The following is a 26,269-nucleotide window of genomic DNA, read 5'->3' on the forward strand; positions in this document are numbered from 1 at the left end:
GCGCCCCGTGTAGGACTGGGGTCACCCGCGAAGAGGCCGGCACAGCCCCCTACTCCCGCAAGGTCATGCCATTGGCCGGCAACGGCAACGCCGTCTTGTAGCGCACCTGCTTCAGGGCAAAACTCGAACGAATATTGGCCACCCCCGGCAAGCGCGTCAGGTAATCGAGAAACCGCTCCAGCGCCTGGATGCTCGGCAGCAGCACCCGCAACAGGTAATCCGGGTCCCCGGTCATCAGGTAGCACTCCATCACCTCGGGCCGCTCGGCGATCTCTTCTTCAAACCGATGCAACGACTGCTCCACCTGTTTTTCCAGGCTGACATGGATAAACACATTCACATCCAGCCCCAGCACCTCAGGCGACAGCAAGGTCACCTGCTGGCGGATCACCCCCAGCTCTTCCATGGCCCGCACCCGGTTGAAACAAGGCGTGGGCGACAGGTTCACCGAGCGTGCCAGCTCGGCATTGGTGATGCGGGCGTTCTCTTGCAGGCTGTTGAGAATGCCGATATCAGTACGATCGAGTTTGCGCATAAGACAAAATCACCGGTTTTTTGTGTTTATGCGGAATGTTTATCTGCCCCGCTCAGCAAAGGCAATCAACTTGAGAGAAAAATTCTCCTGCCGGGCCACTAAGATGTAGGTGACGCTGACTTACCAGTCACAAGCCGGTACTCAGCGGCGGCCGCTTCAGAGCTCACAAAAACAAATACCCGAGCGAGCGTAAAAAGCATGAACGAGTACGCCCCCCTGCGTTTGCATGTGCCCGAGCCCACCGGCCGGCCAGGCTGCCAGACCGATTTTTCCTACCTGCGCCTCAACGATGCAGGTCAAGCCCGTAAACCCGCGATCGATGTCGATGCTGCCGACACTGCCGACCTGTCCTACAGCCTGGTCCGCGTGCTCGACGAGCAAGGCGACGCGCAAGGCCCCTGGGCCGAAGACATTGACCCGCAGATCCTTCGTCAAGGCATGCGCGCCATGCTCAAGACGCGGATCTTCGACAGCCGCATGGTGGTTGCCCAGCGCCAGAAGAAGATGTCCTTCTACATGCAAAGCCTGGGCGAAGAAGCCATCGGCAGCGGCCAGGCGTTGGCGCTGAACCGCACCGACATGTGCTTCCCGACCTACCGCCAGCAAAGCATCCTGATGGCCCGCGACGTGTCGCTGGTCGAGATGATATGCCAACTGCTGTCCAACGAGCGCGACCCCCTCAAGGGCCGCCAGTTGCCGATCATGTACTCGGTGCGCGAAGCCGGCTTCTTCACCATCAGCGGCAACCTGGCGACCCAGTTCGTACAGGCGGTCGGCTGGGCCATGGCATCGGCGATCAAGGGCGATACCAAGATCGCCTCGGCGTGGATCGGTGACGGCGCTACTGCCGAGTCAGACTTCCACACCGCCCTTACCTTTGCCCACGTATACCGCGCCCCGGTCATCCTCAACGTGGTCAACAACCAGTGGGCCATTTCCACCTTCCAGGCCATCGCCGGTGGCGAGTCGACCACCTTTGCCGGCCGTGGCGTGGGTTGCGGTATTGCTTCGCTGCGGGTTGACGGCAACGACTTCGTCGCCGTGTACGCCGCCTCGCGCTGGGCGGCCGAGCGCGCCCGCCGCGGCCTGGGCCCAAGCCTGATCGAGTGGGTCACCTACCGTGCCGGCCCGCACTCGACGTCGGACGACCCCTCCAAGTACCGCCCTGCCGACGACTGGAGCCACTTCCCGCTGGGTGACCCGATCGCCCGCCTGAAGCAGCACCTGATCAAGATCGGCCACTGGTCCGAGGAAGAACACCAGGCCGTCACGGCCGAGCTCGAAGCTGCGGTGATTGCCGCACAGAAAGAAGCCGAGCAGTACGGCACCCTGGCCAACGGGCACATCCCGAGCGCCGCCTCGATGTTCGAGGATGTGTACAAGGAGATGCCCGAACACCTGCGCCGTCAACGCCAGGAACTGGGGGTTTGAGATGAACGACCACAACAACAGCATCAACCCGGAAACCGCCATGGCCACCACTACCATGACCATGATCCAGGCCCTGCGCTCGGCCATGGATGTCATGCTTGAGCGCGACGACAATGTGGTGGTGTACGGCCAGGACGTCGGTTACTTCGGCGGCGTGTTCCGCTGCACCGAAGGCCTGCAGAACAAGTACGGCAAATCGCGCGTGTTCGACGCGCCCATCTCCGAGAGCGGCATCGTCGGTACCGCCGTGGGCATGGGTGCCTATGGCCTGCGCCCGGTGGTGGAGATCCAGTTCGCCGACTACTTCTACCCGGCCTCCGACCAGATCGTCTCCGAGCTGGCCCGCCTGCGTTACCGGTCGGCCGGCGAGTTCATTGCCCCGCTGACCCTGCGCATGCCTTGCGGCGGCGGCATCTATGGCGGCCAGACTCACAGCCAGAGCCCGGAAGCGATGTTCACCCAGGTCTGCGGCCTGCGCACCGTGATGCCGTCCAACCCTTATGACGCCAAAGGCCTGCTGATTGCCTCGATCGAATGCGACGACCCGGTAATCTTCCTGGAGCCCAAACGCCTGTACAACGGCCCGTTCGATGGCCACCACGACCGCCCTGTAACCCCGTGGTCGAAGCACCCGCACAGCGCCGTGCCCGACGGCTATTACACCGTACCGCTGGACAAGGCCGCCATTACCCGCCCTGGCAATGACGTGACCGTACTGACTTACGGCACCACGGTGTACGTGGCCCAGGTGGCCGCCGAAGAAAGCGGCGTCGATGCCGAAGTGATCGACCTGCGCAGCCTGTGGCCGCTGGACCTGGACACCATCGTCGAGTCGGTGAAAAAGACCGGCCGTTGCGTGGTGGTGCACGAGGCCACCCGCACCTGCGGCTTCGGTGCCGAGCTGGTGGCGCTGGTGCAGGAGCACTGCTTCCACCACCTGGAGGCGCCGATCGAGCGCGTCACCGGCTGGGACACCCCCTACCCTCACGCACAGGAATGGGCTTACTTCCCCGGCCCTTCGCGGGTAGGTGCGGCACTGAAAAAGGTCATGGAGGTCTGAATGGGCACGCACGTCATCAAGATGCCGGACATTGGCGAAGGCATCGCGCAGGTCGAGTTGGTGGAATGGTTCGTCAAGGTCGGCGACATCATCGCCGAGGACCAGGTGGTGGCCGACGTCATGACCGACAAGGCCACTGTGGAAATCCCCTCGCCGGTCAGCGGCAAGGTGTTGGCCCTGGGTGGCCAGCCCGGGGAAGTGATGGCGGTCGGTAGCGAACTGATCCGCATCGAAGTGGAAGGCAGCGGCAACCATGTGGACGTGCCTCAGCCAAAAACGGTAGAGGCCCCGGCCGCCCCGATTGCAGCCAAGCCGGAACCGCAGAAAGACGTAAAACCCGCCGTGTACCAGGCGCCCGCCAACCACGAAGCTGCGCCCATCGTGCCGCGCCAGCCGGGCGACAAGCCGCTGGCCTCGCCGGCCGTGCGCAAACGCGCCCTGGACGCCGGTATCGAACTGCGTTATGTGCATGGTAGCGGCCCGGCCGGGCGCATTCTGCACGAAGACCTCGACGCCTTCATGAGCAAGCCGCAAAGCAATGCCGGGCAAGCACCTGATGGTTATGCCAAGCGCACCGACAGCGAACAGGTGCCGGTGATCGGCCTGCGCCGCAAGATCGCCCAGCGCATGCAGGACGCCAAACGCCGGGTCGCGCACTTCAGTTATGTCGAGGAAATCGACGTCACCGCCCTGGAAGCCCTGCGCCAGCAACTCAACAGCAAGCACGGCGACAGCCGCGGCAAGCTGACCTTGCTGCCATTCCTGGTGCGCGCCCTCGTCGTGGCGCTGCGTGACTTCCCGCAGATCAACGCGACCTACGACGACGAAGCGCAGATCATCACCCGCCATGGCGCGGTGCATGTGGGTATTGCCACCCAGGGTGACAACGGCCTGATGGTACCCGTGCTGCGCCACGCCGAAGCAGGCAGCCTGTGGGCCAATGCCGGCGAGATTTCGCGCCTGGCCAACGCTGCACGTAACAACAAGGCCAGCCGTGAAGAGCTGTCCGGCTCGACCATCACCCTGACCAGCCTCGGCGCCTTGGGTGGCATTGTCAGCACGCCGGTGGTCAACACCCCGGAAGTGGCAATCGTCGGGGTCAACCGCATGGTCGAACGGCCGGTGGTGATCGACGGCCAGATCGTCGTGCGCAAGATGATGAACCTGTCCAGCTCGTTCGACCATCGCGTGGTCGATGGCATGGACGCCGCCCTGTTCATCCAGGCCGTGCGTGGCCTGCTCGAACAACCCGCCTGCCTGTTCGTGGAGTGAGCATGCAACAGATTATCCAGACTACCCTGTTGATCATCGGCGGCGGCCCTGGCGGCTATGTAGCAGCCATCCGCGCCGGGCAACTGGGCATTCCTACCGTACTGGTGGAAGGCCAGGCACTGGGCGGCACCTGCCTGAACATCGGCTGCATCCCGTCCAAGGCGCTGATCCACGTGGCCGAGCAGTTTCACCAGGCCTCGCGCTTTACCGAACCCTCGCCGCTGGGCATCAGCGTGGCTTCGCCGCGCCTGGACATCGGCCAGAGCGTCACCTGGAAGGACGGCATTGTCGACCGTCTGACCACCGGTGTTGCCGCCTTGCTGAAAAAGCACGGGGTGAAAGTGATGCATGGCTGGGCCAAGGTACTGGACGGCAAGCAGGTCGAGGTCGATGGCCAGCGTATCCAGTGCGAGCATCTGTTGCTGGCGACCGGTTCCAGCAGTGTCGAACTGCCGATGCTGCCGCTGGGTGGCCCGGTGATTTCCTCGACCGAAGCTCTGGCGCCGAAAGCCCTGCCGCAACACCTGGTGGTGGTTGGCGGTGGCTATATCGGCCTGGAGCTGGGCATTGCCTATCGCAAGCTGGGTGCACAGGTGAGTGTGGTGGAAGCACGTGAGCGCATCCTGCCGACCTACGACAGCGAATTGACCGCCCCGGTGGCCGAGTCGCTGAAGAAACTGGGCATCGCGTTGCACCTGGGCCACAGCGTCGAGGGCTACGAAAATGGCTGCCTGCTGGCCAGCGACGGCAAGGGTGGGCAACTGCGCCTGGAGGCCGACCAGGTACTGGTGGCCGTTGGCCGCCGGCCACGCACCAAGGGCTTCAACCTGGAATGCCTGGACCTGAAGATGAACGGCGCCGCCATTGCCATCGACGAGCGCTGTCATACCAGCATGCACAACGTCTGGGCCATCGGCGACGTCGCTGGCGAACCGATGCTGGCGCACCGGGCCATGGCCCAAGGCGAGATGGTCGCCGAAATCATCGCCGGCAAGGCCCGACGCTTCGAGCCGGCAGCGATTGCCGCCGTGTGCTTTACCGACCCGGAAGTGGTGGTGGTCGGCAAGACCCCGGAACAAGCCAGCCAGCAGGGCCTGGACTGCATCGTCGCGCAGTTCCCGTTTGCCGCCAATGGCCGGGCCATGAGCCTGGAGTCGAAAAGCGGTTTCGTGCGGGTGGTGGCGCGCCGTGACAACCACCTGATCGTGGGTTGGCAGGCGGTTGGCGTGGCGGTCTCCGAGCTATCCACCGCGTTTGCCCAATCGCTGGAGATGGGCGCGTGCCTGGAAGATGTGGCCGGCACCATTCATGCCCACCCCACGTTGGGTGAAGCGGTGCAAGAAGCCGCCCTGCGCGCGTTGGGCCACGCCTTGCATATCTGACACTGAAGCGGCCGAGGCCGATTTGGCCCGCTGCGCCGAGAGGCGCTGCGGGTCTTTTTTCATTCAGGCCATCCAAGCCTCCAGAAAACAGCGCGCTCTTTGAGGGGCTAGTGTGGTGTTTTGCAAATACGGCCAATAACTCGCGAGCGATTTTTGCGCTCAGGCAAGGCGTCGCGACGAGTCGTAGCCCAGCTACGGCGAGGAGCGACAACGCCGCATGAGCGCAAAAAGCGCCGCGAATTATGGTCGTTATTTGTGAAACACCACACTAGCTACTCGGCAATTGCGTTCTTGCCTGTACCCTTGGCCCTGTAGAGCGCCTTGTCGGCACGCGCCAGCAGCGCGTGCTGGTCCTCCCCTTCCAGCCATTGCACCACGCCATAGCTCATGGTCAGCCGGCAATCACCCACCGGCTCCACCTGCTCCAGCACCTGACGCAAGCGCGCCGCCACATCCAGCGCCTCCCCCAGCGCGGTCTGCGGCAGCACGATGACGAACTCGTCGCCGCCCCAGCGCGCCAGCAGGTCCAGTTCGCGCAAGCAGGTGCGCAGGCTTTCGGCCACCCGGACCAGCGCCGCATCGCCACGGGCGTGACCGTAGCGGTCGTTGATCGGCTTGAAATCATCCATGTCCATGGCAATCAGCGACAACGGCTGGCGGAAGCGCTGGGCGCGCTGGCACTCCCGCTGCAACGCGCTCTCCAGCCGGTAACGGTTGGCGACACGGGTCAACGCATCGCGTTCGGCCAATTCACGGTTTTCGTCCAGTTGCCGCTGCAACTGCTGGTTCACCCAGGACAACTCACGGGTGCGTTCGGCCACCTGAAATTCCAGCGACTGGTTCTTCTGTTCCAGTTGCGTCACCAAGCGCTTGCCAGCGTCGATATTGCGATGCGCACCCAGCATGCGTGCCACGGAACCGTCCTCGTTATGCGCGATGACGTAGCCGCTGTCTTCGATCCAGATGTAGCTGCCGTCCTGACAACGGCAACGGTATTCAATGCGGTAGCGCTCGTTGCGCTGATTGATATAGGCCTCGAAATGGGCCATTACCCGAGGGTAGTCTTCGGGATGGATCACGCTTTCCCAGGTAAATACCGAGTTGGCCATGGAGTGGCTGGCATAACCCAGCATGTTGTACCAGCCCGGGTTGCGATAAACGTAGCCGGTATTGGCATTCCAGTCCCAGATGCCATCGCTGATCAAATCGAACAAGGTGTGCAACTGCTGTTCACTGAAGCCGGCAGGTACCGGCCTGGTGTCTTGACTCATGGACGCTCTCCCTGATGCCCAGCAACTGCGCTCCGATCAAGGGGCTGCCGACAGTGGTGTTGATTGCCGCGAGCGGCAAGATGATGCCTATCACGGGCAAGCATATGCCCACCCGCGTGCAACCGAAATAGTGCCAACGCCCTGATTTCGACCGGCACAGCGCTGGCATGGCTTTTGCGCTTGGTACCTGCCAACGAGATTTCCAAGGAGGAAACATGATAATCGCCCCTAACGGCGTCAGCTGGCAGCCCACGCTCCATCAGCCTCGGTCCACCAGCGATGAGCAGGCAGTGGCCCAGATTGCACCGGTCCGCACGCCAATATCCACCGCCAACACGGCGAGCCAACAGCAGAATGGAGGCAGCACCGCTCAGCAAAACGCAGAGGATGCTCGTGCAGAAGCCTTTGCCAAATTCAAGGTGATGCTGCAAAACCTGAGTTCTGCGACCACCGAGCCGGTCATCGGAGAACCTCTGCCGTCCAAGACTGCCCGGCAGGAATTTCACGACTTCATGTCCAAGTCGCCCGGCGAGATGATCAAGGAAAAACTGCTGCGTGAAATAGGCTTGACCGAAGAAGAGTACGACGCCCTGCCGCCCGAAATGAAAGCAAAGGTCGACGAGTTGATCGCCCAGCGCATGAAAGAAGACATCAAGCGCAAGATCGAGGAGAAAGCGCAAGAGCAGGTCGCCAAGGTGGACGGCGGCGTGGATGAAGAGCAACAAGCGGCAAGCCCGGTGTGAGGGAATGCCAGCGGCCGCTAAGGAGAGCGCCACGGTTCGTCCAAGGCGCCCCAGCCTGAGCGGTTTGAAGGCGTGCGGTGGCGTCGATGTTCAGGTGGTGCATGGCTTCGTCAACTGCAACGCTGCCGGCGCCATGACCGGTCTCAGGAAAAATCGGCAGGATGTTGTGCAGAGAATTCGTTTGAGGTCCTTGGCCTTATTGTCCAGGGTGGCAGGCTGGTAGCTATTTGCCACGCGTGGACGCAGGCGCATGACGATGCCTGCGTAGGGGGACGATGTCGGATCCCTCCTAAAATAAGAGAGGACAAGGAAATGCAATCACACGGTTTGAAGCAAAGCCTCAAGCAGCGGCATATCACCATGATCGCGCTGGGTGGGGTGATCGGTGCAGGGCTGTTCATGGGCTCGGGCTCACTGATCGCATCGGCAGGGCCCGCGGCCATACTGTCGTATTTCATTGGTGGCCTGGTGGTCACCCTGGTCATGTTCATGCTGGGCGAAATGGCCTGCCGCAACCCGGATGCAGGGTCGTTCTCGACCTACGCCAACACCTACCTCGGTGACTGGGCAGGGTTTGCGGTCGGCTGGCTGTACTGGTTCAAGTCGATGATGACCATCACCCTGGAAGCGGTACTGCTGGGCGCCATCCTGCATGACTTCCTGCCCTGGCTACCGATCTGGGCAGGTGCCTTCCTGATGCTGGTGACACTCATGGCCAGCAACGCCTACTCGGTGCGTTCGTTTGCCGAAGTCGAGTATTGGCTCGCCGCGATGAAGGTCGCCACCATCCTCATCTTCATGCTGCTGGGCGTCTCGATCCTGCTCGGCCTGCACAGTGAGATTCCCGCCCCCGGCCTGATCAACCTCACCGCCCATGACGGCTTCATGCCCAACGGCCTGTCACCGGTGATGGCCGGCGTTATCGTGGTGATTTTCTCCCTGGGCGGCAGCGAAATTGCCGCTGTGGCCGCGGGTGAGTCAGAGAACCCGCGACAGAACGTGATCCGTGCGATCAAGAGCGTGATCCTGCGGGTGATGCTGTTCTACGTAGGCTCTGTGTCGATCCTGATCCTTTGCCTGCCCTGGACCGACAAGGCCAACCTGGCCTCGCCCTATGTTTCGCTGTTCAGCCTGGCCGGGTTCGGTGGTGCTGCAGTGGCCATGAAACTGGTGCTGTTCGTCTCGTTCATGTCGGTGATGAACTCGTTCATGTTCTCCAACTCGCGCATGCTGTTCTCGCTGAGCCAGCGCGGTCACGCGCCCAAGCTGTTCTCACGCACCAGTGCCAAGGGCGTACCGATCAATGCACTGCTGCTGAGCCTGTCGATCTGCACGATGATCCTGACCGTGCACTTTGTCAGTGGCGGCGACCTGTTCATGACCTTGGCCAAGAGTACCGGCAGCCTGGTCATGGTCGTATGGATCTTCATCATCATCGCCCACGTGGCGATGCGCAGGAAAACCCGCCACGAAGCGGTCGCCCCAAACGCCTTCCGTGCCTGGCTGTTCCCCTACACCAATATCATTGCGCTGTTCGCCTTGCTGGCAGTCATCGGCACCCAGGCGTTCGACCCGGCATCGCGTTTCCAATTCTGGTTCACGGTGCTGACGGTACTGCTGGTGGTGGCGGGGTACTTCCTGATGCGTCAGCGGCTGGCCCCAAGCGCGGCGTTAGCCCACGGACGTGATGCATGACAGCGCTGGCCAAGCGCAGGTGCTGTCAACAGCAGCACGACGGCGACAAAGGCAACGGAGACAATAATGGGAATGACGAGAATGGCGTCCCAGGCAGGAATTGAACCTGCAACCTTCCCCTTAGGAGGGGGATGCTCTATCCAATTGAGCTACTGAGACGCTACGACCGGCAGCGAGCGCTGCACAGCGGGATGGCCAGCATGTTAACCAGCATGCTGGCGTTTGTCATGCCTCAACTGGGCTTTTTCGCGTAATCCTTTTCTGCCGCTGCTATCCCCGTGGTAGCACGCCCTGATGGCGAAGCAGCGAAACAAATGCGGCGACCGCCGCCTCCAGTGTGGAAGAATTATCCAGCACATGTACCGACGGGTCGGCTGCAGCTTGCAAGCGTGCGCTGCGCGCCAGGCGCTGCTCCACTTCTTCTGCAGTTTCCCGACCCCGGGCCAGCAAGCGCTGGCGCAGCACCTCAGGCTTGACCTCGACCAACACGGCCAACAAATCCGGGTAGCGCTGACGGGCTTCTGGCAGATAAGCCCGCGAGCCATTCACCAGCACTGCCCTCCCCGCCGCCAACCACTGGTCCACCTGCCGGGGTATGCCATAGTCCAGGCCATTGGCCCGCCAGTGCATGGCAAACGCACCCTGCGCACGCAAGGTATCAAACTGCTCAGGCGTGACCCCTTGGGCAGCTTCGCCTTTGGCTTCGGCCGAACGGGTGATGACCCGGCGGGCAATTTCTACCCCGGCGAGGGCCAGTTGCTCACGCGAAGCGTCGATCAGGGAGTCTTTCCCGGAACCCGACGGCCCAACCAGAAATATCAACCGGCCCGTCCCTGATCGGCGGTCGCTTGCGTCATGTTGCATAGCCACTATGCTCTATGGAGAGAACCGGCGCATTCTAGGGCTTTTCTGGGCATTTTTCTGCGTTTTACCGATTATTGACGGCAAAAGACTGACGGCCAGGCTAGCCAGAGCATGTAAAACTTTTCAAACCAGTGCTCATTTCTGATAATTGGTACTGGCATAAAGCCTTTATCCGGCTCACTATTTGTCACATAATTGACGCCAAGCAAACGGCGACCATGAGGCAAGATGAGCATCCATTTTTCACTGGCGGTTGAACATTTTGTCGTCGCCACGGTCGTACTTCCATCCCGTGCGGCCAATTTGAGAACCGCTTCCCCTGAACCAAACTCTGGTCAATTTATATGCGCCCAATGAAACAGGCTATTTATTCGAGCCGCACTGCTGACAAGTTCGTCGTCCGCCTGCCTGACGGAATGCGTGAGCGCATTGCCGAGGTAGCGCGCAACCACCACCGCAGCATGAACTCCGAGATCATTGCACGCCTGGAGCAGAGCCTTATCCAGGAAGGTGCGCTGGGTGATGAACTGAGCATGCGCCTGGACAGCCCCGAGCTGTCCCTGCATGAGCGCGAGTTGCTGCAGCGTTTCCGCCAACTGTCCCACCGCCAGCAGAACGCCCTGGTCGCCCTCATCGCTCACGATGTGGAAATGGCCGCAGACGCTTCCTGAGGCCTGCAGCGAACACAAAAAAGCCAGCGTAAGCTGGCTTTTTTGTGGATGACTGATTGGCAGCAAAGGCATTTCCCTGTGGGACGTTCCCACAGGGAGGACCGGCTTACAACAGGAACAGCGTCGCCAGCCCAAGGAAGATGAAGAAACCACCGCTGTCGGTCACAGCAGTGATCATCACGCTCGCCCCCATCGCAGGGTCGCGCCCCAGGCGGGCCAATGTCATCGGGATCAGCACGCCCATCAGCGCTGCCAACAACAAGTTCAAGGTCATCGCTGCAGTCATCACCACCCCCAGCGACCAGCTGCCATACAGCCAGAAAGCCACCGCACCAATCACTCCGCCCCAAACCAGGCCGTTGATCAGCGACACCGCCAATTCCTTGCGCATCAAGCGGCTGGTATTGCCTGGCGACACTTGGTCCAGGGCCATGGCGCGGACGATCATGGTGATGGTCTGGTTACCAGAGTTGCCACCAATACCCGCAACGATCGGCATCAACGCAGCCAACGCCACCAGCTTTTCAATCGAACCTTCGAACAACCCGATCACTCGCGAAGCAACGAACGCGGTAATCAGGTTGATGGCCAGCCACGCCCAACGGTTGCGGAACGAACGCCAGACCGAGGCGAAAATATCTTCCTCTTCACGCAGACCCGCCATGTTGAGGACTTCGCTCTCGCTTTCCTCACGGATCAGGTCAACCATTTCGTCGATGGTCAGACGGCCGATCAGGCGTTCGCTCTTGTCCACCACCGGGGCGGATACCAGGTCATAACGCTCGAAAGCCTGCGCTGCATCGTAGGCATCTTCCTCGGGCTGGAAGGAGACAGGGTCGGTCGCCATGACCTCCGCCACCTTCTTCTCCGGGTCGTTGACCAGCAGGCGCTTGATCGGCAATACCCCCTTGAGGATGCCGTCGTAATCGACCACGAACAACTTGTCGGTGTGGTTCGGCAATTCTTTCAGGCGGCGCAGGTAGCGCAGCACCACTTCCAGGCTGACGTCTTCGCGGATGGTGACCATCTCGAAGTCCATCAGCGCACCGACCTGCTCCTCGTCATAGCTCAGCGCCGAACGCACCCGCTCGCGTTGCTGGGCATCGAGGGTTTCCATCAGCTCGTGAACAACGTCACGCGGCAGCTCTGGGGCGAGGTCGGCCAGTTCGTCGGCGTCCATCTCCTTGGCGGCAGCCAGCAGCTCGTGATCGTCCATGTCGGCGATCAGCGATTGGCGAACCGAATCGGAAACTTCCAGCAGGATGTCGCCATCGCGCTCCGAGCGCACCAGCTGCCAGACCGTCAGGCGATCTTCCAGGGGCAAGGCTTCGAGGATGTAGGCGATGTCGGCGGGGTGCAGGTCATCGAGCTTGCGCTGCAGCTCGACGAGGTTCTGGCGGTGGACCAGGTTTTCCACCAGGTCATTGTGCGCGCCTTCCTGGCGATGGGTCAGGTCTTCGACCATGCGCTGACGCTGCAGCAGTTCGACCACCTGGGCCAGGCGATCCTGCAGGCTTTCTTGCGCTTTTTTAACTTCTACTTCGGTCATAGGCGAACTCCACTCCCAGCAGCGGAGCACGCCGAGGGAATCAATCGGTCAGATCTTTCTGTATGAATCGTGTTAGCGAGTAACTACTGGGTAAGTCCATGGTGGTTTTCCACAAGCCCCGGCGGGGCTGACGGGCGCAATCATACACTGCTAAAGCTGTCAGATCGCTTAAATTTTTGGCCAGAACAATCGTTTGCGTGATAAAGCTGGGACAACGCTCGAAGCTATCAGTGCGACGGTTGTTGTGGATGAGAAAGCACATTTGATTTTTGAGGCCGCTCAGCGGCTCAAGACTACACCGCAATCATTACAGAAGAGCGTAGATCGACAGGCTCAAGAATTCATTGGCGCACAAACAAAAAGCCCGCTCTATTGAGCGGGCTTTTTGATGGGGTATGGCGGACTCAGCAGGATTCGAACCTGCGACCGCTCGGTTCGTAGCCGAGTACTCTATCCAGCTGAGCTATGAGTCCGTGATGGTAGTTTTAGACCAGGTTACCACTGGCTTACTGAAATGGCTTTGCAAGCAGAACCACTTCGAGAAAGTGGCGGACTCAGCAGGATTCGAACCTGCGACCGCTCGGTTCGTAGCCGAGTACTCTATCCAGCTGAGCTATGAGTCCGCGATTGGCAGTTTTAAACCAGATTACCGCTGGTTGACTGAAATGGCTTTGCAAGCAGAACCACTTCAAGAAAGTGGCGGACTCAGCAGGATTCGAACCTGCGACCGCTCGGTTCGTAGCCGAGTACTCTATCCAGCTGAGCTATGAGTCCGCGATTGGCAGTTTTAGACCAGATACCGCTGGTTGATTGAAGCAGCCTTGCAAACAAAGCCACTTCAAAAGTGGCGGACTCAGCAGGATTCGAACCTGCGACCGCTCGGTTCGTAGCCGAGTACTCTATCCAGCTGAGCTATGAGTCCGTGTCTTGCCGCGCATTATAGGTCGCTGAAACATTTTTGCAAGAAGCTTTTCGTTATAAAACAACTACTTAGCGTTCCTACCGTTTACAGCGCCCTACGCAAATAATGGCGGTGAAGGGGGGATTCGAACCCCCGATACCCTTATGAGGTATACTCCCTTAGCAGGGGAGCGCCTTCGGCCACTCGGCCACCTCACCGCAACACGAGGCGAATATTAAAGAACCTCTTTCACCTTTGCAACCCTTTTTTTGAAAAAAACTTCAAAAAAATTAAAGGCTTGGCTCTTCATCCTTCTCCTTCTTGATCCGCAGGTAGATTTCCTCGCGGTGAACTGCCACTTCTTTCGGGGCGCTCACGCCAATACGCACCTGGTTGCCTTTGACGCCAAGCACCGTCACGGTGATCTCGCCGTCTCCAATGATCAGGCTCTCGGCGCACCGACGAGTCAGAATCAACATAGCTTTCTCCTTACGCAAAACATTCAGGGGTAACAGTCTTGGATATCGGGCCGGGTCGCGGACGACGACCATGGCCCCGGTTACTCGCCGCACAGGGCAGGACAGGGCCTGCGCGGCGAGCAGAAACGCGAAGGGCGCGGCAAGCCGCGCCCTTCCAGGCAGCGCCTTACTCGCCCTGTCGGGCAGGAGCATCCAGATCGAACGCGGTATGCAGCGCGCGCACGGCCAGCTCCAGGTACTTCTCTTCGAGCACCACCGAAACCTTGATCTCGGAAGTGGAGATCATCTGGATGTTGATGCTCTCCTTGGCCAGGGCTTCGAACATGCAGCTGGCAACACCGGCGTGCGAACGCATGCCGACACCAACGATCGAGACCTTGGCGATCTTGGTGTCGCCGATCACTTCACGGGCACCGATTTCGCGCGCAGTGTTTTCCAGCACGCTCTGCGCCTTCTCGTACTCGTTGCGGTGCACGGTGAAGGTGAAGTCGGTGGTGTTATCGTGAGCAACGTTCTGCACGATCATGTCGACTTCGATGTTCGAAGCGCTGATCGGGCCGAGGATCTTGAAGGCCACGCCCGGGGTATCCGGCACGCCGCGAATGGTCAGCTTTGCTTCATCACGGTTGAAGGCGATACCGGAAATGATCGGCTGTTCCATGGATTCCTCTTCATCAATGGTAATGAGGGTACCCGGACCCTCCTTGAAGCTGTGCAGCACGCGCAGCGGAACGTTGTACTTGCCGGCGAACTCCACCGAACGGATCTGCAGCACCTTGGAACCAAGGCTGGCCATTTCCAGCATCTCTTCGAAGGTGATCTTCTCCAGGCGACGAGCCTGTGGCACGACGCGCGGGTCGGTGGTGTAGACGCCATCAACATCAGTGTAGATCTGGCACTCATCAGCCTTCAGCGCCGCCGCCAGGGCCACGCCGGTGGTATCAGAGCCACCACGACCCAGGGTAGTGATGCTGCCGTGCTCGTCGACACCCTGGAAGCCTGCAACCACGACCACGCGACCTTCCTTGAGGTCGGCACGAATCTTCTGGTCGTCGATTTGCAGAATGCGCGCCTTGTTGTGCGAGCTGTCGGTGAGAATACGCACCTGGTTGCCGGTGTAGGACACCGCTGGCACACCACGCTTGATCAAGGCCATGGTCAGCAGGGCAATGGTGACCTGCTCACCCGTCGACACGATCACGTCCAGTTCACGAGGAACCGGCTGATCGGTGATCTGCTTGGCCAAGTCGATCAGGCGATTGGTTTCACCGCTCATGGCCGACAGCACAACCACCAGGTCGTCGCCCGCTTCACGGTGTTTCTTGACCTTTTCGGCTACCTGCTCGATCCGCTCGATGGAACCGACAGAGGTGCCGCCAAATTTCTGTACGATCAACGCCATTTCAATGGTGCCTCAGCCCATACAGGGCCCCAAAAAACAATCCAACATGAAGGGGTGGACGGGAGTGGCCTGTGTGGCCACTAGACCCTCCACCCCCTCATCTCAAAGTCCCTGCTCTGCGAATGGCACGGCCAGCGCCAGGGCCTGGTCCAGGGCAGCGACGTCGACGCCACCACCCTGGGCCATGTCCGGACGGCCGCCGCCCTTGCCACCCACCGCCGCAGCGGCTTGTTTCATCAGATCGCCAGCCTTGAGTTGGCTGGAGAGGTCCTTGGTCACGCCGGCCACCAGCACAACCTTGCCCTCATGCTCGCTGCCCAGCAGGATCACTGCGTGGCCGAGCTTGTTCTTCAGCTGATCGACCAGGGCCAGCAGGGCCTTGCCATCCTGCCCATCCAGGCGGGCGGCGAGGACCTTGGCACCCTTGACCTCAACGGCCGCGTTGGAGAGATCGTCCCCGGCGGCGCTGGCGGCCTTGGCCTGCAGCTGTTCCAGCTGCTTCTCCAGCTGGCGGTTGCGCTCAAGCACAGCCGACAGCTTGTCGATCAGGTTGTCGCGGTTACCCTTGACCAGTTGTGCGGCTTCCTTGACCTGCTCTTCGGCAGCGTTCAGGTAAGCCAGCGCAGCGGCACCGGTTACGGCTTCGATACGGCGCACGCCAGAGGCTACGCCGCCTTCGCTGATGATCTTGAACAGGCTGATGTCACCGGTGCGCTTGGCGTGGATACCGCCGCACAATTCCACCGAAAAATCACCGCCCATGCTCAGCACACGCACGGTGTCGCCGTATTTCTCGCCGAACAGCGCCATTGCGCCTTTGGCCTTGGCAGTTTCGATGTCGGTCAGTTCGGTTTCAACCGGGGTGTTCTTGCGAATCTCGCGGTTGACGATGTCTTCCAGCTGCTTGATCTGCTCCGGCTTCACCGCTTCGAAGTGGCTGAAGTCGAAGCGCAGGCGCTGGCTGTCGACCAGCGAGCCCTTCTGCTGTACATGCTCGCCCAGTACCCGGCGCAATGCTTCGTGCAGCAGGTGGGTGGCGGAGTGATTCAACGAGGTGGCGTGCTGTACGTCGGCATCGACCTTGGCCTCGACGGGCGAACCGATCAGCAGCGCACCGCTGGCCACCACGCCGTGATGCAGGAAGGCGCCGCCGGTCTTGGTGGTATCACGCACGTCGAAGCGTGCAGTACCCGCCTGCAGGAAGCCGCTGTCACCGACCTGGCCACCGGACTCGGCGTAGAACGGCGTGCGGTCGAGCACCACAACGCCCTGCTCGCCTTCACCCAGCTGGTCAACGGATTGGCCGTCCTTGTACAGGGCGATGATCTTGCCCTGGCCCTCGGTGGTGTCGTAACCGAGGAACTCGGTGGCGCTGTCGACCTTGACCAGGCTGTTGTAATCCATGCCGAAGGCGCTGGCGGAACGGGCACGCTCACGCTGGGCGTCCATTTCACGCTCGAAGCCGGCTTCGTCGATAGTCAGCTCACGCTCACGGGCGATGTCGGCAGTCAGGTCCATCGGGAAGCCATAGGTGTCGTACAGCTTGAACACCACGTCGCCCGGTACCACGTCGCCTTTCAGCTGGGCCAGGTCTTGCTCGAGGATGCGCAGGCCCTGCTCCAGGGTCTTGGCGAACTGCTCTTCTTCGGCCTTGAGCACGCGCTCGATGTGCGCTTGCTGGCTCTTCAGCTCCGGGAAGGCTTCGCCCATTTCAGCGGCCAGTGCGGCAACGATCTGGTAGAAGAAGCTGCCCTTGGCGCCCAGCTTGTTGCCGTGACGGCAAGCGCGGCGAATGATGCGGCGCAGCACGTAGCCACGGCCTTCGTTGGACGGCAGCACGCCGTCGGCAATCAGGAAGCCGCACGAACGGATGTGGTCGGCGACCACTTTCAGCGAGGCCTGGCCGTCATTGCTGCAACCGATGGCCTGGGCTGCGGCAGCCAGCAGGTTCTGGAACAGGTCGATCTCGTAGTTCGAATGCACGTGCTGCAGCACGGCGCTGACGCGCTCCAGGCCCATGCCGGTGTCCACCGACGGCGCTGGCAGCGGGTGCAACACACCGTCGGCTGTACGGTTGAACTGCATGAAGACGTTGTTCCAGATCTCGATGTAGCGGTCACCGTCTTCTTCTGGCGAGCCAGGTGGGCCACCCCAGATATCCGGGCCGTGATCGTAGAAAATCTCGGTGCATGGGCCGCACGGGCCGGTATCGCCCATGGTCCAGAAGTTGTCGGAGGCGTACGGGGCGCCCTTGTTATCGCCGATGCGCACCATGCGCTCGGCCGGCACGCCGACTTCCTTGGTCCAGATGTCGTAGGCTTCGTCGTCGGTGGCGTAGACGGTGACCCAGAGCTTTTCCTTGGGCAGGTTCAGCCACTGCTCAGACGTCAGGAAGGTCCAGGCGAAGGTAATGGCATCGCGCTTGAAATAGTCGCCGAAGCTGAAGTTGCCCAGCATTTCGAAGAAGGTGTGGTGACGCGCGGTGTAACCGACGTTTTCCAGGTCGTTGTGCTTGCCACCGGCACGCACGCACTTCTGGCTGCTGACAGCACGCGTGTAGGCGCGCTTCTCCGCACCGAGGAAGCAGTCCTTGAACTGGTTCATGCCTGCGTTGGTGAACAGCAGGGTCGGGTCGTTGTTCGGGATCAGCGAACTGGAGGCGACTCGGGTATGTCCCTGCTCTTCGAAGAAGCGAAGGAAGGCTTCACGGATTTCTGCGCTTTTCATAGGTTCTTCCACGGAAACGGCGGCCCTGTTGGGCAAACGCGTCGACGAAACGACGGCAAAGGGCCGCATTATATCGGTCCTGCAGTCTTGATGCAGTGTGTTTATACGATAGAAGCCATCGTTTGGACGGTTTTTCGGGCTATGCAAACGAAAACGACATGACCGGATGCTAAATCCTGTGTTTCGCCACTGGCAAGCCAATTACCGCTTAAGGGAGGGGAAAAGGGAACAGGCGGTGAATTAAAAGGTTTTCATCATGGATAGGATCCGAAACTGTGTCGCCTGGTTCGCGGGTAAACCCGCTCCTACAAGGTATGTTCAAGGCCTTAATGTGGCGCCGTGCCCGTAGGAGCGGGTTCACCCGCGAAACAGGCGACACCGCTCTCACCCCAGTCGCTGCCCCGAATCCGGCACGATCAGAATGCCGGCGCGCAGGCCGTTCCTGACCTTGGGATTGGGGAAGATGATGCGCGCACCCTCCTCCTCAACCACCCAGCGCATCTCGGCCAGGTCTTCAGCCAGCAGGTAACCCTTGCTCAGCTCGGAGAAGTTTTCGATGTCCGCCGGCAGGTGCAGGTGGAAGCTGTCGCTGTGCTTGATGATTTCGCGGGAAACACTGAACAGCTGCAGGCCATCCAGCGAACTTTCGTTTTCGGGCTCGGTAGCCTCGATGATGCGGATCAGCCGCTCTTCGAGCTTGTCGAGGTTCACCTGCTCGTTCTGGCCGAACGGGCGGGCCTTGCCCAACTCCAGGGTGAAAGCTTCAGCCTCAAGCTGTTCGTAGGTGAAAGCACTGAAGGTGATGGACGACTTGCTTTGCAGCAGCACCGCCTCCATACCTGCCGCCGCCAGGCGCGCCAGCTCACGACGGGAGTGCTTGCGCCCCTCTTTATAAGGGTACAAGGCGAATTGCTCGATCTTCGAACCGCGGATGGCAGTATGCAGGTCGTAATGCAGGCGGTTGCGCCCCGGCTTGCTGAAGAACACCCGGGCGAACTGTTCAAGCTCGGCAGCACGCAGTGCTTCGAACCCGCTGGACAGCTCATGGCGACCATTGAACAAGCGGTTGATGTCCTGTTCGATAAAGCGCTCGCCCTTGCGGATCGCCGCCGGGTTGCCGAACAGGAACAGCACCCGTGCCCTGGGTTTGATCTTGCCGTTGGCCACGCCGTGCAGCAGCCGTTCGAGCAATTCGATCGGCGCTGTTTCGTTGCCATGAATGCCGGCGGACAACAGCAAGTCCAGCCCGCAATCTTCGCTTTCGGCCGGACGCACTTCGAGCGCGCCCTCCCCCAGCCATCGCAAACGCGCGCCCCCGGGTGTCACTTGGGTCTTCTCAGCCGGTTCGTGAGCGGTGAGGGTCAGCTCAAGCAATTTGCCAAGGGCGAGCATAGGTGCTTCCTTAGTGGTGGTGACCGCAGTCAGGGCCATGAACGTGATCGTCGTCTTCGCCAAGTTCTGCCGGTTCCATTTCCAGCTGCAGGCTGACCAGATTGGTGGCCATCGGGCGCAGCAGCAAGTTGGCATACTCGGTGTCGTCTTCCTCGACATCCACGCCGATCAGCAACTGGCCACGGCCATCCTGCTGAATCCACACTTCCTTGCCTTGCCAGACCACAGCAAAGCGGGTGCAGGAAGTTTCCAGCTGGGTGCCGTCTTCATCTTCAAGGATCAGGCGCAAGGCGTCGGTCATTACAGAGTCTCTCTTCAAGGTTGGCGTTGGAACGGATACACCGAGCCCAACTTCAGGATCTGGGTCAATTCGTCCAGTGCCGTACGGCATTCCACCAGCAGTTGCGGGTCAGCCAGGTCTGCTTCGCCAAGGCGATCGCGGTAGTGCCTGTCGACCCACTGCAGCAGCGTGTCATACAGCGGGGCCGTCATGATAACGCCTTGGTTGACGGCTGCCAGTTCCGCTTCTTTCAAAGCCACGCGCAAACGCAGGCAGGCCGGGCCGCCGCCGTTTTGCATGCTTTGCTTGAGGTCGAATACCTTGACCTCCTTCACCGGGCCTCCCTGGCTGGTCAGCTGGCCCAGATAGGCCCAGACCCGCTCGTTGTTGCGACACTCTTCCGGCACGACCAACACCATGGAACCATCGTCGCGGCTGAGCAGCTGGCTGTTGAACAGGTAGGAACGCACCGCGTCCTCCACCGCCACCGCGGCCCTGGGCACGCAGATGGCCTGGAAGTTGCCACCCTTGCTGGCCAGTTTAGCTCGCAGTTGCCCAAGTACCGCGTCGGTCTCGAGAAACGCGTCCTCGTGGTAGAACAGCACCTCGCCGTTACCGACCGAAATCACATCATTGTGGAACACACCCTGGTCGATCACCGCCGGGTTCTGTTGAGCGTAGACCACACCGTCATCGCTCAGGCCGTGCAGCCGGGCCACAGCTTGCGAGGCCTCCAGGGTTTGTCGGGCCGGGTACTTCTGTGGCGCGGGGTAACGGCTGTCGAAGGCACTGCGACCGTAGACAAAAAATTCCACGCCAGCCTCGCCATAGGCGCGGCAGAAGCGCGTGTGGTTGGCCGCGCCCTCGTCACCGAACTGTGCCACGGCAGGCAGCGCAGCGTGGTGGGCAAAGTGTTTCTCGTTGTTGAACATGGCGCCCAGCACGCGGCTGGTGGTCGGGTGTTCGATGCTGCGGTGATATTTGCAGTTGAGGTTGGCGGCAGTGAAGTGCACGCGACCGTCAGCAGTGTCGGCACTCGGGCTGACTGTCGCGGCGTTGGCCACCCACATGCTCGAGGCCGAGCAACTGGCCACCAGCAACGGCATGGCATCGCGGGCGGCGCGCTGGATAACTTCGGCATCGCTACCACTGAACCCCAGGCGGCGAAGCGCCGCCACGTCCGGGCGCTCTTGCGGCGCCAACACACCCTGCTTGAAGCCCATGTCAGCCAGCGCTTTCATCTTCGCCAGGCCCTGGCGCGCTGCCTCACGCGGGTTGGACGCCTGCTGGCTGTTGCTCTGCGAAGCCACGTTACCGTAAGACAGGCCGCCATAGTTGTGGGTAGGCCCCACCAGGCCATCAAAATTCACTTCATAGGATTTCATCGGCTAGGCTCCGTGACCTGTTGTTATAGGGTGACGCCCGGCGTCAGGGTCGCCGGCAAGGCAAGGCTGGCGGTCTCCAGCGAAGCCACGGGGTAAGCGCAGTAGTCGGCTGCGTAATAGGCACTGGCGCGATGGTTGCCACTGGCTCCCACGCCACCGAACGGCGCGCTGCTGGCAGCCCCCGTCAGCTGTTTGTTCCAGTTGACGATGCCCGCGCGACTGCGCAGCCAGAAGTACTGGTAGCGGGCTCGCGAATCAGACAATAAACCGGCGGCCAGGCCATACTGGGTGTTGTTGGCTTCATCGATGGCAGCATCGAAGTCGGCGTAGCGGATCACCTGCAACAGCGGGCCGAAAAACTCTTCATCCGGGCGGTCAGCCACGGCGGTGACATCGACAATGCCCGGGGTCAGCAGTGCGGCATCGGCCTGCGGCTGAGTCATTTCCAGCAGTTTCACGCCACCTTTGGCGGCCAGTTCAACCTGGGCGGCAAGCAGCGCCCGAGCCGCCTGCAGCGAAATCACCGACCCCATGAAAGGCGCCGGCTGTTCATCGAACGCCCCCACCGTGATGGTTTTGCACACTTCGACCAGGCGCGCGATCAGCGCATCGCCCCAGGCGCCTTGCGGCACCAGCAGGCGCCGCGCGCAGGTGCAACGCTGGCCGGCGGAAATGAACGCCGACTGGACAATGGTATACACCGCCGCATCGAGGTCCTTGACCTCGTCCACCACCAGCGGGTTGTTACCCCCCATTTCCAGGGCCAGGATCTTGTCTGGGCGGCCTGCGAACTGTTGATGCAGCAGGTTGCCGGTGCGGCTGGAGCCGGTGAAGAACAGGCCATCGATACCTGGGTTGGCGGCCAGCGCCACACCGGTTTCACGTGCGCCCTGCACCAGGTTCAGCACACCCGCCGGCAGGCCGGCAGCAATCCAGCAGTTGACGGTAAGCTCAGCGACCTTGGGGGTGAGCTCGCTGGGCTTGAACACCACGCAGTTGCCTGCCAGCAGCGCCGGCACGATATGGCCATTGGGCAGGTGCCCGGGGAAGTTGTAAGGGCCGAACACCGCCACGACGCCGTGAGGCTTGTGCCGCAGAACAGCCGTGGCATCGGCCAGCGGACCACTCTTTTCGCCGGTGCGCTCGCGGTAGCTCTGTACTGAAATCGCCACCTTGTTGATCATACTGGTGACTTCAGTCGCAGATTCCCACAGCGGCTTCCCGGTTTCCTCGCCAATGCACTGGGCCATGGCTTCGGCATGCACTTTCAGCTGCGCGGCAAACTTCTCCAGCACATCGATACGTGCCTCCAGGCTCAATTGCGCCCAGGCCGGAAAGGCCTGCCGCGCGGCCTGCACGGCAGTGTCGACCTGGCTGGCGTCAGCGCCCTGCCCTTGCCAGATCACGGCCTGGGTCACCGGGTTGAGCGACTGCAGGGTTTCACCCTGGCCGGCCTGCCAATTGCCTGCGATGTAATGCGTGGTCATTTACTGGGCCTCCCGGCTGGCCGACAGCGGCACCGCGCGGACATTGTCGCCGACGCCCATGCGCAGGCGCTTGGCGGTCAATGGGTCGACCACCAGGGTGCCGGCGGCCAACCGTGCAGGTGCAGCAGTGATGCGGCAATCGTCGCGCTTGCGGTTGTGGATGATGAAAGGGGTCGCGTCATCGCCTGGCGTACCTACCGCCAGCACCAGGGTCTGGCTCTCGCGCACGGCGCGGATCTTGGCAGTGTCACACTCGATGGCCGGGCCGGCATCGAAGATGTCGACGTAGCCCTGGTAGTTGAAGCCTTCCTGCTTGAGCATAGCCAGCGCCGGCTCGGTGTCTTTGTGCACACGGCCGATCACACTGCGCGCCGCTTCGGACAGGAAGCAGGTGTACAGCGGGAACTTGGGCATCAGTTCGGCGATGAACGACTTGTTGCCCACGCCAGTGAGGTAATCGGCCTGGCTGAACTCCATCTTGAAAAAATGCCGGCCCAGGCTTTCCCAGAACGGCGAACGACCCTGCTCGTCAGACATGCCGCGCATTTCGGCAATGATCTTCTTGCCGAACAGCTCGGGGAACTCGGCAATGAACAGCATGCGCGCACGCGACAGCAGGCGGCCATTGAGGCCCGAGCGGTAGTCGCTACGCAGGAACAGCGAGCACAGCTCGGAGTTGCCGGTCAGGTCGTTGGCCAGGAACAGCGTCGGGATTTCGCGGTAGATCTTCAGCTCCTGCGAGGCGCTGACAGTCAGGCCGACCCGGTAGTTGTACCAAGGCTCACGCAGGCCGACGGCGCCGGCGATGGCACTGATGCCCACCACCAGACCTTCGTCGTTTTCCAGCACGAACAGGTAATCGGTGTCGCCACGCTCGGCTTCGCCACGAAAGCTTTTTTCCGCCCAACCAACGCGATGCCCCAGGCGCTCTTCGTTGGCCGGCAGCGTGGTCAGCCCGGTGGTGCCGGTGCTGCGTGCCAATTCGATCAACGCAGGCAAATCGCTGCTGCGTACAGGACGAACGATCATGCTATCTCCTTGTGCGGCGGCATCGGCCGGCGCGAAACTCTGCTAACGCATCAATCCCGAAACGTCTGTTGCCAGACCTCAAACCGCGACCAGGCGCACGCTGGCGCCCTCGCCCACGCCCAGCGCGTCGGCTGCTGCCACGCTCAGGCTGACCGGCTTGCCAGGCACCCAGTCCAGGTCCAGCAACACCGCGCGGTAGTCCTGCAACAGGCCGTTGCACACCAGGTACGGGCGACCGCCTTTGGCCGGGGCCTCTTCGATCTTCACCGGGACCACCCGGCTCTGGGCGATCGAGCGGATGCCAGAGGTGCGCGCATGCAGGGTCGGGCCGCCGTCGAAGATGTCGATGTAGTGCTCGGTCTCGAAGCCTTCGCGCATGAGTATGTCGAAGGTGATCTGCGCTCGCGGATGTACCTGGCCCATGGCTTCCTGCGCCAGGTCTGGCAACAACGGCACGTAGATCGGGTAGTGGGGCATCAGCTCGGCGAGAAAGGTACGGCTCTTCAGGCCGCACAGGCGCTCGGCGTCGGCATAGTTGAGGTCGAAGAAGTTGCGGCCGATGGCATCCCAGAACGGCGATTCACCCTGATCGTCGCTGAAGCCGACGATTTCGGTCACCACCGAATCGGCAAAGCGCTCCGGGTGCGCAGCCATGAACAGCAGTCGGCCGCGCGAGTTGAGCTCGGCCCAGCCACTGTTCACCAACTCCGGCGCCACATAGAAACTGGTCAGCAGGCTGTTGCCGGTCAGATCGTGGCACAGCGACAGCACATGGATCTTGTTGTGTATCTTCAGCTCGCGTGAGGCGTGCACGAATGTTTCGTTACGAAAACTGTAGAACGGCTCGGAGTACCCGGCCGAAGCGACGATGGCCGAGCAGCCGGCCAACTTGCCTGTTTCACTGTCTTCGAGCACGAAAAAGTAACTCTCTTCACCGTTGAAGCTGACCTCGGCGGCGAAGGATGTCTCAGAGGCGGCAATCTTGTCGCCCAGACGAGCAGTGTCGTCCGGCAGCGAGGTGACACCAATGGGGCTGTCTGCAGCCATGCGCTGCACGTCGTTCAGATCAGCCATTTGCGCGGGGCGCATCACCAGCATGGTGTCACTCCTTTGGAATACGGGCCATTCACGTCGGCACGGAAAAACGGCAGGCACCCAGGCACCTGCACTGGAATCGGGTATCGCCGGCCCGGCGTAGCCTCGGGTTGAGGCTGCGCCGGGACCGGCGAAAGGACCGCTGGCGGATCAGCCTTTGGTCAGTGTGGCCACAGCGCGTTCGAAGCGGTCCAGGCCTTCGTCGATGTCGGCGTCTTCAACCACCAGGCTTGGCGCGAAGCGGACCACGTCCGGGCCGGCCTGCAGCACCATCACGCCTTCTTTCTCGGCAGCATTGAGCACGTCCTTGGCCTTGCCTTGCCAGGCCTCGGTCAAGACACAGCCCAGCAGCAAGCCGACGCCACGCACCTGGCTGAACAGGTTGTACTGCTGGCCGATCTGTTCCAGGCGGGTTTTGAAGCGCTCGTGCTTAGCCTTGATACCGGCCAGGGTTTCCGGGGTATTGACCACATCCAGCACCGCGCAGGCAACGGCGCAGCCCAGCGGGTTGCCGCCATAGGTGGTGCCGTGGGTGCCAACGGCCAGGTGCTTGGCCAGCTCGGTGGTGGTCAGCATGGCGCCAATCGGGAAGCCGCCGCCCAGGCTCTTGGCACTGGTCAGAATGTCCGGGGTCACGCCGTAGTGCTGGTAGGCATACAGCGAGCCGGTACGGCCCACGCCAGTCTGCACTTCGTCGAAGATCAGCAGCGCATTGTGCTCGTCACACAGCTTGCGCGCGCCTTCCAGGTAGGCCTTGTCGGCCGGCACCACGCCGCTCTCGCCCTGGATCGGCTCGATCACCACGGCGCAGGTCTTGTCGGAAATCTGTGCCTTCAACGCTTCCAGGTCGTTGTACGGCACATGGCTGATACCGGTGATCTTCGGGCCAAAGCCATCGGAGTACTTCGGCTGGCCACCCACGCTGACGGTAAACAGGGTGCGACCGTGGAAGCTGTTCACGGTGGCGATGATTTCGTGCTTTTGCGGACCGAAGCGGTCATGAGCCACACGACGGGCCAGCTTGAAAGCGGCCTCGTTGGACTCGGCGCCGGAGTTGCAGAAGAACGCGCGGTCGGCAAAGGTGGCGTCCACCAGCTTGTGGGCCAGGCGCAGGGCCGGCTCGTTGGTGAACACGTTGGAGACGTGCCAGAGGGTGTTGGCCTGTTCAGTCAGGGCCTTGACCAGTGCCGGGTGGCAGTGGCCCAGGGCATTGACCGCGATGCCGCCGGCAAAGTCGATCAACTCGCGACCCGACTGGTCCCAGACGCGGGAACCCTCGCCTCGCACAGGAATGAAGGCCGCCGGAGAATAGTTGGGGACCATCACCTGGTCGAAATCGGCACGTTGCACCGGGGCTTGCTCAACGGACATCTGAGTCTCCTGAAGAGGAACGCTGGCCTGGAAGTGGCGAGCGATGGGGGGATTGTAAGGACTGATCCGCGCCTGTCCTTGCGGCCAAGCGACAACTTGTTACAGCGCAAAACCCAGTTTTGACAAGGCTTTCGGCAATGCGACAAACACTGTCGCAATCGCGCAGTGTACGGGAGAGAGGGGGCTGGGTGAACGGGTGTTCACACAGGTTTGTGAGGGGGCAGGATGTACGGCGATGTTGAGGTGTT

At 61.4% G+C, this 26,269-nt stretch carries 23 protein-coding genes and 6 tRNA genes; 8 read left to right on the forward strand and 21 right to left on the reverse strand.

Features of this window, described 5'->3' with window-relative positions:
* Window positions 1-49 precede the first annotated feature (49 nt).
* Window positions 50-535 (reverse strand): Bkd operon transcriptional regulator BkdR, encoded by a 486-nt coding sequence (gene bkdR / locus BJQ17_RS22630; protein ID WP_003254485.1) that lies wholly within the window; start codon window positions 533-535, stop codon window positions 50-52.
* Window positions 536-733: 198 nt separating this feature from the next.
* On the opposite strand from bkdR, the gene BJQ17_RS22635 reads away from it, so the two are divergent.
* From BJQ17_RS22635 to lpdA, 4 genes are read left to right on the forward strand one after another with little or no spacing between them, the layout of a single operon-like run.
* On the forward strand, window positions 734-1,966 hold the full coding sequence (locus tag BJQ17_RS22635; protein ID WP_003254486.1) for a 3-methyl-2-oxobutanoate dehydrogenase (2-methylpropanoyl-transferring) subunit alpha: 1,233 nt from the start codon (window positions 734-736) through the stop codon (window positions 1,964-1,966).
* Between the two features lies 1 nt (window position 1,967).
* A complete protein-coding gene (locus tag BJQ17_RS22640) occupies window positions 1,968-3,026 on the forward strand; it encodes an alpha-ketoacid dehydrogenase subunit beta (RefSeq protein WP_003254487.1) in 1,059 nt (352 codons plus the stop codon).
* Window positions 3,027-4,298, forward strand: a complete 1,272-nt coding sequence (locus BJQ17_RS22645) for a dihydrolipoamide acetyltransferase family protein (RefSeq protein ID WP_004575764.1) — start codon at window positions 3,027-3,029, stop codon at window positions 4,296-4,298.
* A gap of 2 nt (window positions 4,299-4,300) precedes the next feature.
* Complete coding sequence (gene lpdA, locus BJQ17_RS22650; RefSeq protein ID WP_003254489.1) at window positions 4,301-5,680, forward strand: dihydrolipoyl dehydrogenase; 1,380 nt, start codon at window positions 4,301-4,303, stop codon at window positions 5,678-5,680.
* 272 nt (window positions 5,681-5,952) lie between these two features.
* Here lpdA and BJQ17_RS22655 read toward each other — a convergent pair whose 3' ends face one another.
* On the reverse strand, window positions 5,953-6,951 hold the full coding sequence (locus BJQ17_RS22655; RefSeq protein ID WP_014861695.1) for a diguanylate cyclase: 999 nt from the start codon (window positions 6,949-6,951) through the stop codon (window positions 5,953-5,955).
* Between the two features lie 215 nt (window positions 6,952-7,166).
* Between BJQ17_RS22655 and BJQ17_RS22660 the strand changes: the two genes are divergently transcribed.
* The gene (locus tag BJQ17_RS22660; RefSeq protein ID WP_003254492.1) at window positions 7,167-7,694 is read left to right on the forward strand and encodes a hypothetical protein; all 528 of its coding nucleotides are present in this window, start codon (window positions 7,167-7,169) and stop codon (window positions 7,692-7,694) included.
* Between the two features lie 312 nt (window positions 7,695-8,006).
* Window positions 8,007-9,389, forward strand: a complete 1,383-nt coding sequence (locus BJQ17_RS22665; protein WP_003254493.1) for an amino acid permease — start codon at window positions 8,007-8,009, stop codon at window positions 9,387-9,389.
* 82 nt (window positions 9,390-9,471) lie between these two features.
* Here BJQ17_RS22665 and BJQ17_RS22670 read toward each other — a convergent pair.
* From BJQ17_RS22670 to BJQ17_RS31335, 3 genes are all read right to left on the reverse strand, one after another.
* Window positions 9,472-9,548, reverse strand: a tRNA-Arg gene (locus tag BJQ17_RS22670).
* A 111-nt stretch (window positions 9,549-9,659) separates the two neighbouring features.
* Window positions 9,660-10,253, reverse strand: a complete 594-nt coding sequence (gene phnN / locus BJQ17_RS22675) for a phosphonate metabolism protein/1,5-bisphosphokinase (PRPP-forming) PhnN (RefSeq protein WP_054888707.1) — start codon at window positions 10,251-10,253, stop codon at window positions 9,660-9,662.
* Window positions 10,254-10,324: 71 nt separating this feature from the next.
* Complete coding sequence (locus tag BJQ17_RS31335; protein WP_014755754.1) at window positions 10,325-10,528, reverse strand: hypothetical protein; 204 nt, start codon at window positions 10,526-10,528, stop codon at window positions 10,325-10,327.
* Window positions 10,529-10,597: 69 nt separating this feature from the next.
* Here BJQ17_RS31335 and BJQ17_RS22680 point away from each other — a divergent pair, with 69 nt between their 5' ends.
* Complete coding sequence (locus BJQ17_RS22680; RefSeq protein ID WP_003254499.1) at window positions 10,598-10,924, forward strand: Arc family DNA-binding protein; 327 nt, start codon at window positions 10,598-10,600, stop codon at window positions 10,922-10,924.
* A 106-nt stretch (window positions 10,925-11,030) separates the two neighbouring features.
* Here BJQ17_RS22680 and mgtE read toward each other — a convergent pair whose 3' ends face one another.
* Window positions 11,031-12,473 carry a magnesium transporter gene (gene mgtE / locus BJQ17_RS22685; protein WP_003254500.1) on the reverse strand — a complete coding sequence of 481 codons (1,443 nt, stop codon included), beginning with the start codon at window positions 12,471-12,473 and terminating at the stop codon, window positions 11,031-11,033.
* A gap of 193 nt (window positions 12,474-12,666) precedes the next feature.
* On the opposite strand from mgtE, the gene BJQ17_RS31340 reads away from it, so the two are divergent.
* Window positions 12,667-12,849 (forward strand): hypothetical protein, encoded by a 183-nt coding sequence (locus tag BJQ17_RS31340; protein ID WP_127644222.1) that lies wholly within the window; start codon window positions 12,667-12,669, stop codon window positions 12,847-12,849.
* Window positions 12,850-12,869: 20 nt separating this feature from the next.
* Here BJQ17_RS31340 and BJQ17_RS22690 read toward each other — a convergent pair.
* The 15 genes from BJQ17_RS22690 to BJQ17_RS22760 all read right to left on the reverse strand — a co-directional run bounded on the left by BJQ17_RS22690 (window position 12,870) and on the right by BJQ17_RS22760 (window position 26,021).
* A tRNA-Arg gene (locus BJQ17_RS22690) sits at window positions 12,870-12,946 on the reverse strand.
* A gap of 73 nt (window positions 12,947-13,019) precedes the next feature.
* Window positions 13,020-13,096, reverse strand: a tRNA-Arg gene (locus BJQ17_RS22695).
* A 74-nt stretch (window positions 13,097-13,170) separates the two neighbouring features.
* Window positions 13,171-13,247: transfer RNA gene (locus BJQ17_RS22700), tRNA-Arg, on the reverse strand.
* Between the two features lie 71 nt (window positions 13,248-13,318).
* Window positions 13,319-13,395: transfer RNA gene (locus tag BJQ17_RS22705), tRNA-Arg, on the reverse strand.
* A 106-nt stretch (window positions 13,396-13,501) separates the two neighbouring features.
* A tRNA-Ser gene (locus BJQ17_RS22710) sits at window positions 13,502-13,592 on the reverse strand.
* A 72-nt stretch (window positions 13,593-13,664) separates the two neighbouring features.
* Window positions 13,665-13,853 (reverse strand): carbon storage regulator CsrA, encoded by a 189-nt coding sequence (csrA, locus tag BJQ17_RS22715; RefSeq protein ID WP_003254503.1) that lies wholly within the window; start codon window positions 13,851-13,853, stop codon window positions 13,665-13,667.
* Window positions 13,854-14,019: 166 nt separating this feature from the next.
* Window positions 14,020-15,255 carry an aspartate kinase gene (locus BJQ17_RS22720; RefSeq protein ID WP_003254504.1) on the reverse strand — a complete coding sequence of 412 codons (1,236 nt, stop codon included), beginning with the start codon at window positions 15,253-15,255 and terminating at the stop codon, window positions 14,020-14,022.
* Window positions 15,256-15,357: 102 nt separating this feature from the next.
* Complete coding sequence (gene alaS, locus BJQ17_RS22725; protein ID WP_070096683.1) at window positions 15,358-17,982, reverse strand: alanine--tRNA ligase; 2,625 nt, start codon at window positions 17,980-17,982, stop codon at window positions 15,358-15,360.
* A gap of 384 nt (window positions 17,983-18,366) precedes the next feature.
* On the reverse strand, window positions 18,367-19,374 hold the full coding sequence (gene astE / locus BJQ17_RS22730; RefSeq protein ID WP_003254507.1) for a succinylglutamate desuccinylase: 1,008 nt from the start codon (window positions 19,372-19,374) through the stop codon (window positions 18,367-18,369).
* 10 nt (window positions 19,375-19,384) lie between these two features.
* Window positions 19,385-19,675: a topoisomerase II gene (locus tag BJQ17_RS22735; protein ID WP_003254508.1), complete on the reverse strand. Its 291-nt coding sequence runs from the start codon at window positions 19,673-19,675 to the stop codon at window positions 19,385-19,387.
* A gap of 14 nt (window positions 19,676-19,689) precedes the next feature.
* Complete coding sequence (gene astB / locus BJQ17_RS22740) at window positions 19,690-21,039, reverse strand: N-succinylarginine dihydrolase (protein WP_070096684.1); 1,350 nt, start codon at window positions 21,037-21,039, stop codon at window positions 19,690-19,692.
* A gap of 23 nt (window positions 21,040-21,062) precedes the next feature.
* A complete protein-coding gene (gene astD, locus BJQ17_RS22745) occupies window positions 21,063-22,526 on the reverse strand; it encodes a succinylglutamate-semialdehyde dehydrogenase (RefSeq protein ID WP_003254512.1) in 1,464 nt (487 codons plus the stop codon).
* Complete coding sequence (gene astA / locus BJQ17_RS22750; RefSeq protein WP_003254513.1) at window positions 22,527-23,555, reverse strand: arginine N-succinyltransferase; 1,029 nt, start codon at window positions 23,553-23,555, stop codon at window positions 22,527-22,529.
* Window positions 23,556-23,633: 78 nt separating this feature from the next.
* Window positions 23,634-24,653, reverse strand: coding sequence for an arginine/ornithine succinyltransferase subunit alpha (gene aruF / locus BJQ17_RS22755; protein WP_003254515.1), 1,020 nt, complete (start codon window positions 24,651-24,653; stop codon window positions 23,634-23,636).
* Between the two features lie 147 nt (window positions 24,654-24,800).
* On the reverse strand, window positions 24,801-26,021 hold the full coding sequence (locus BJQ17_RS22760; RefSeq protein ID WP_003254516.1) for an aspartate aminotransferase family protein: 1,221 nt from the start codon (window positions 26,019-26,021) through the stop codon (window positions 24,801-24,803).
* Between the last annotated feature and the right edge of the window lie 248 nt (window positions 26,022-26,269).

The organism is Pseudomonas sp. NBRC 111139, from assembly GCF_001753955.1.
Lineage (GTDB): Bacteria > Pseudomonadota > Gammaproteobacteria > Pseudomonadales > Pseudomonadaceae > Aquipseudomonas > Aquipseudomonas alloputida.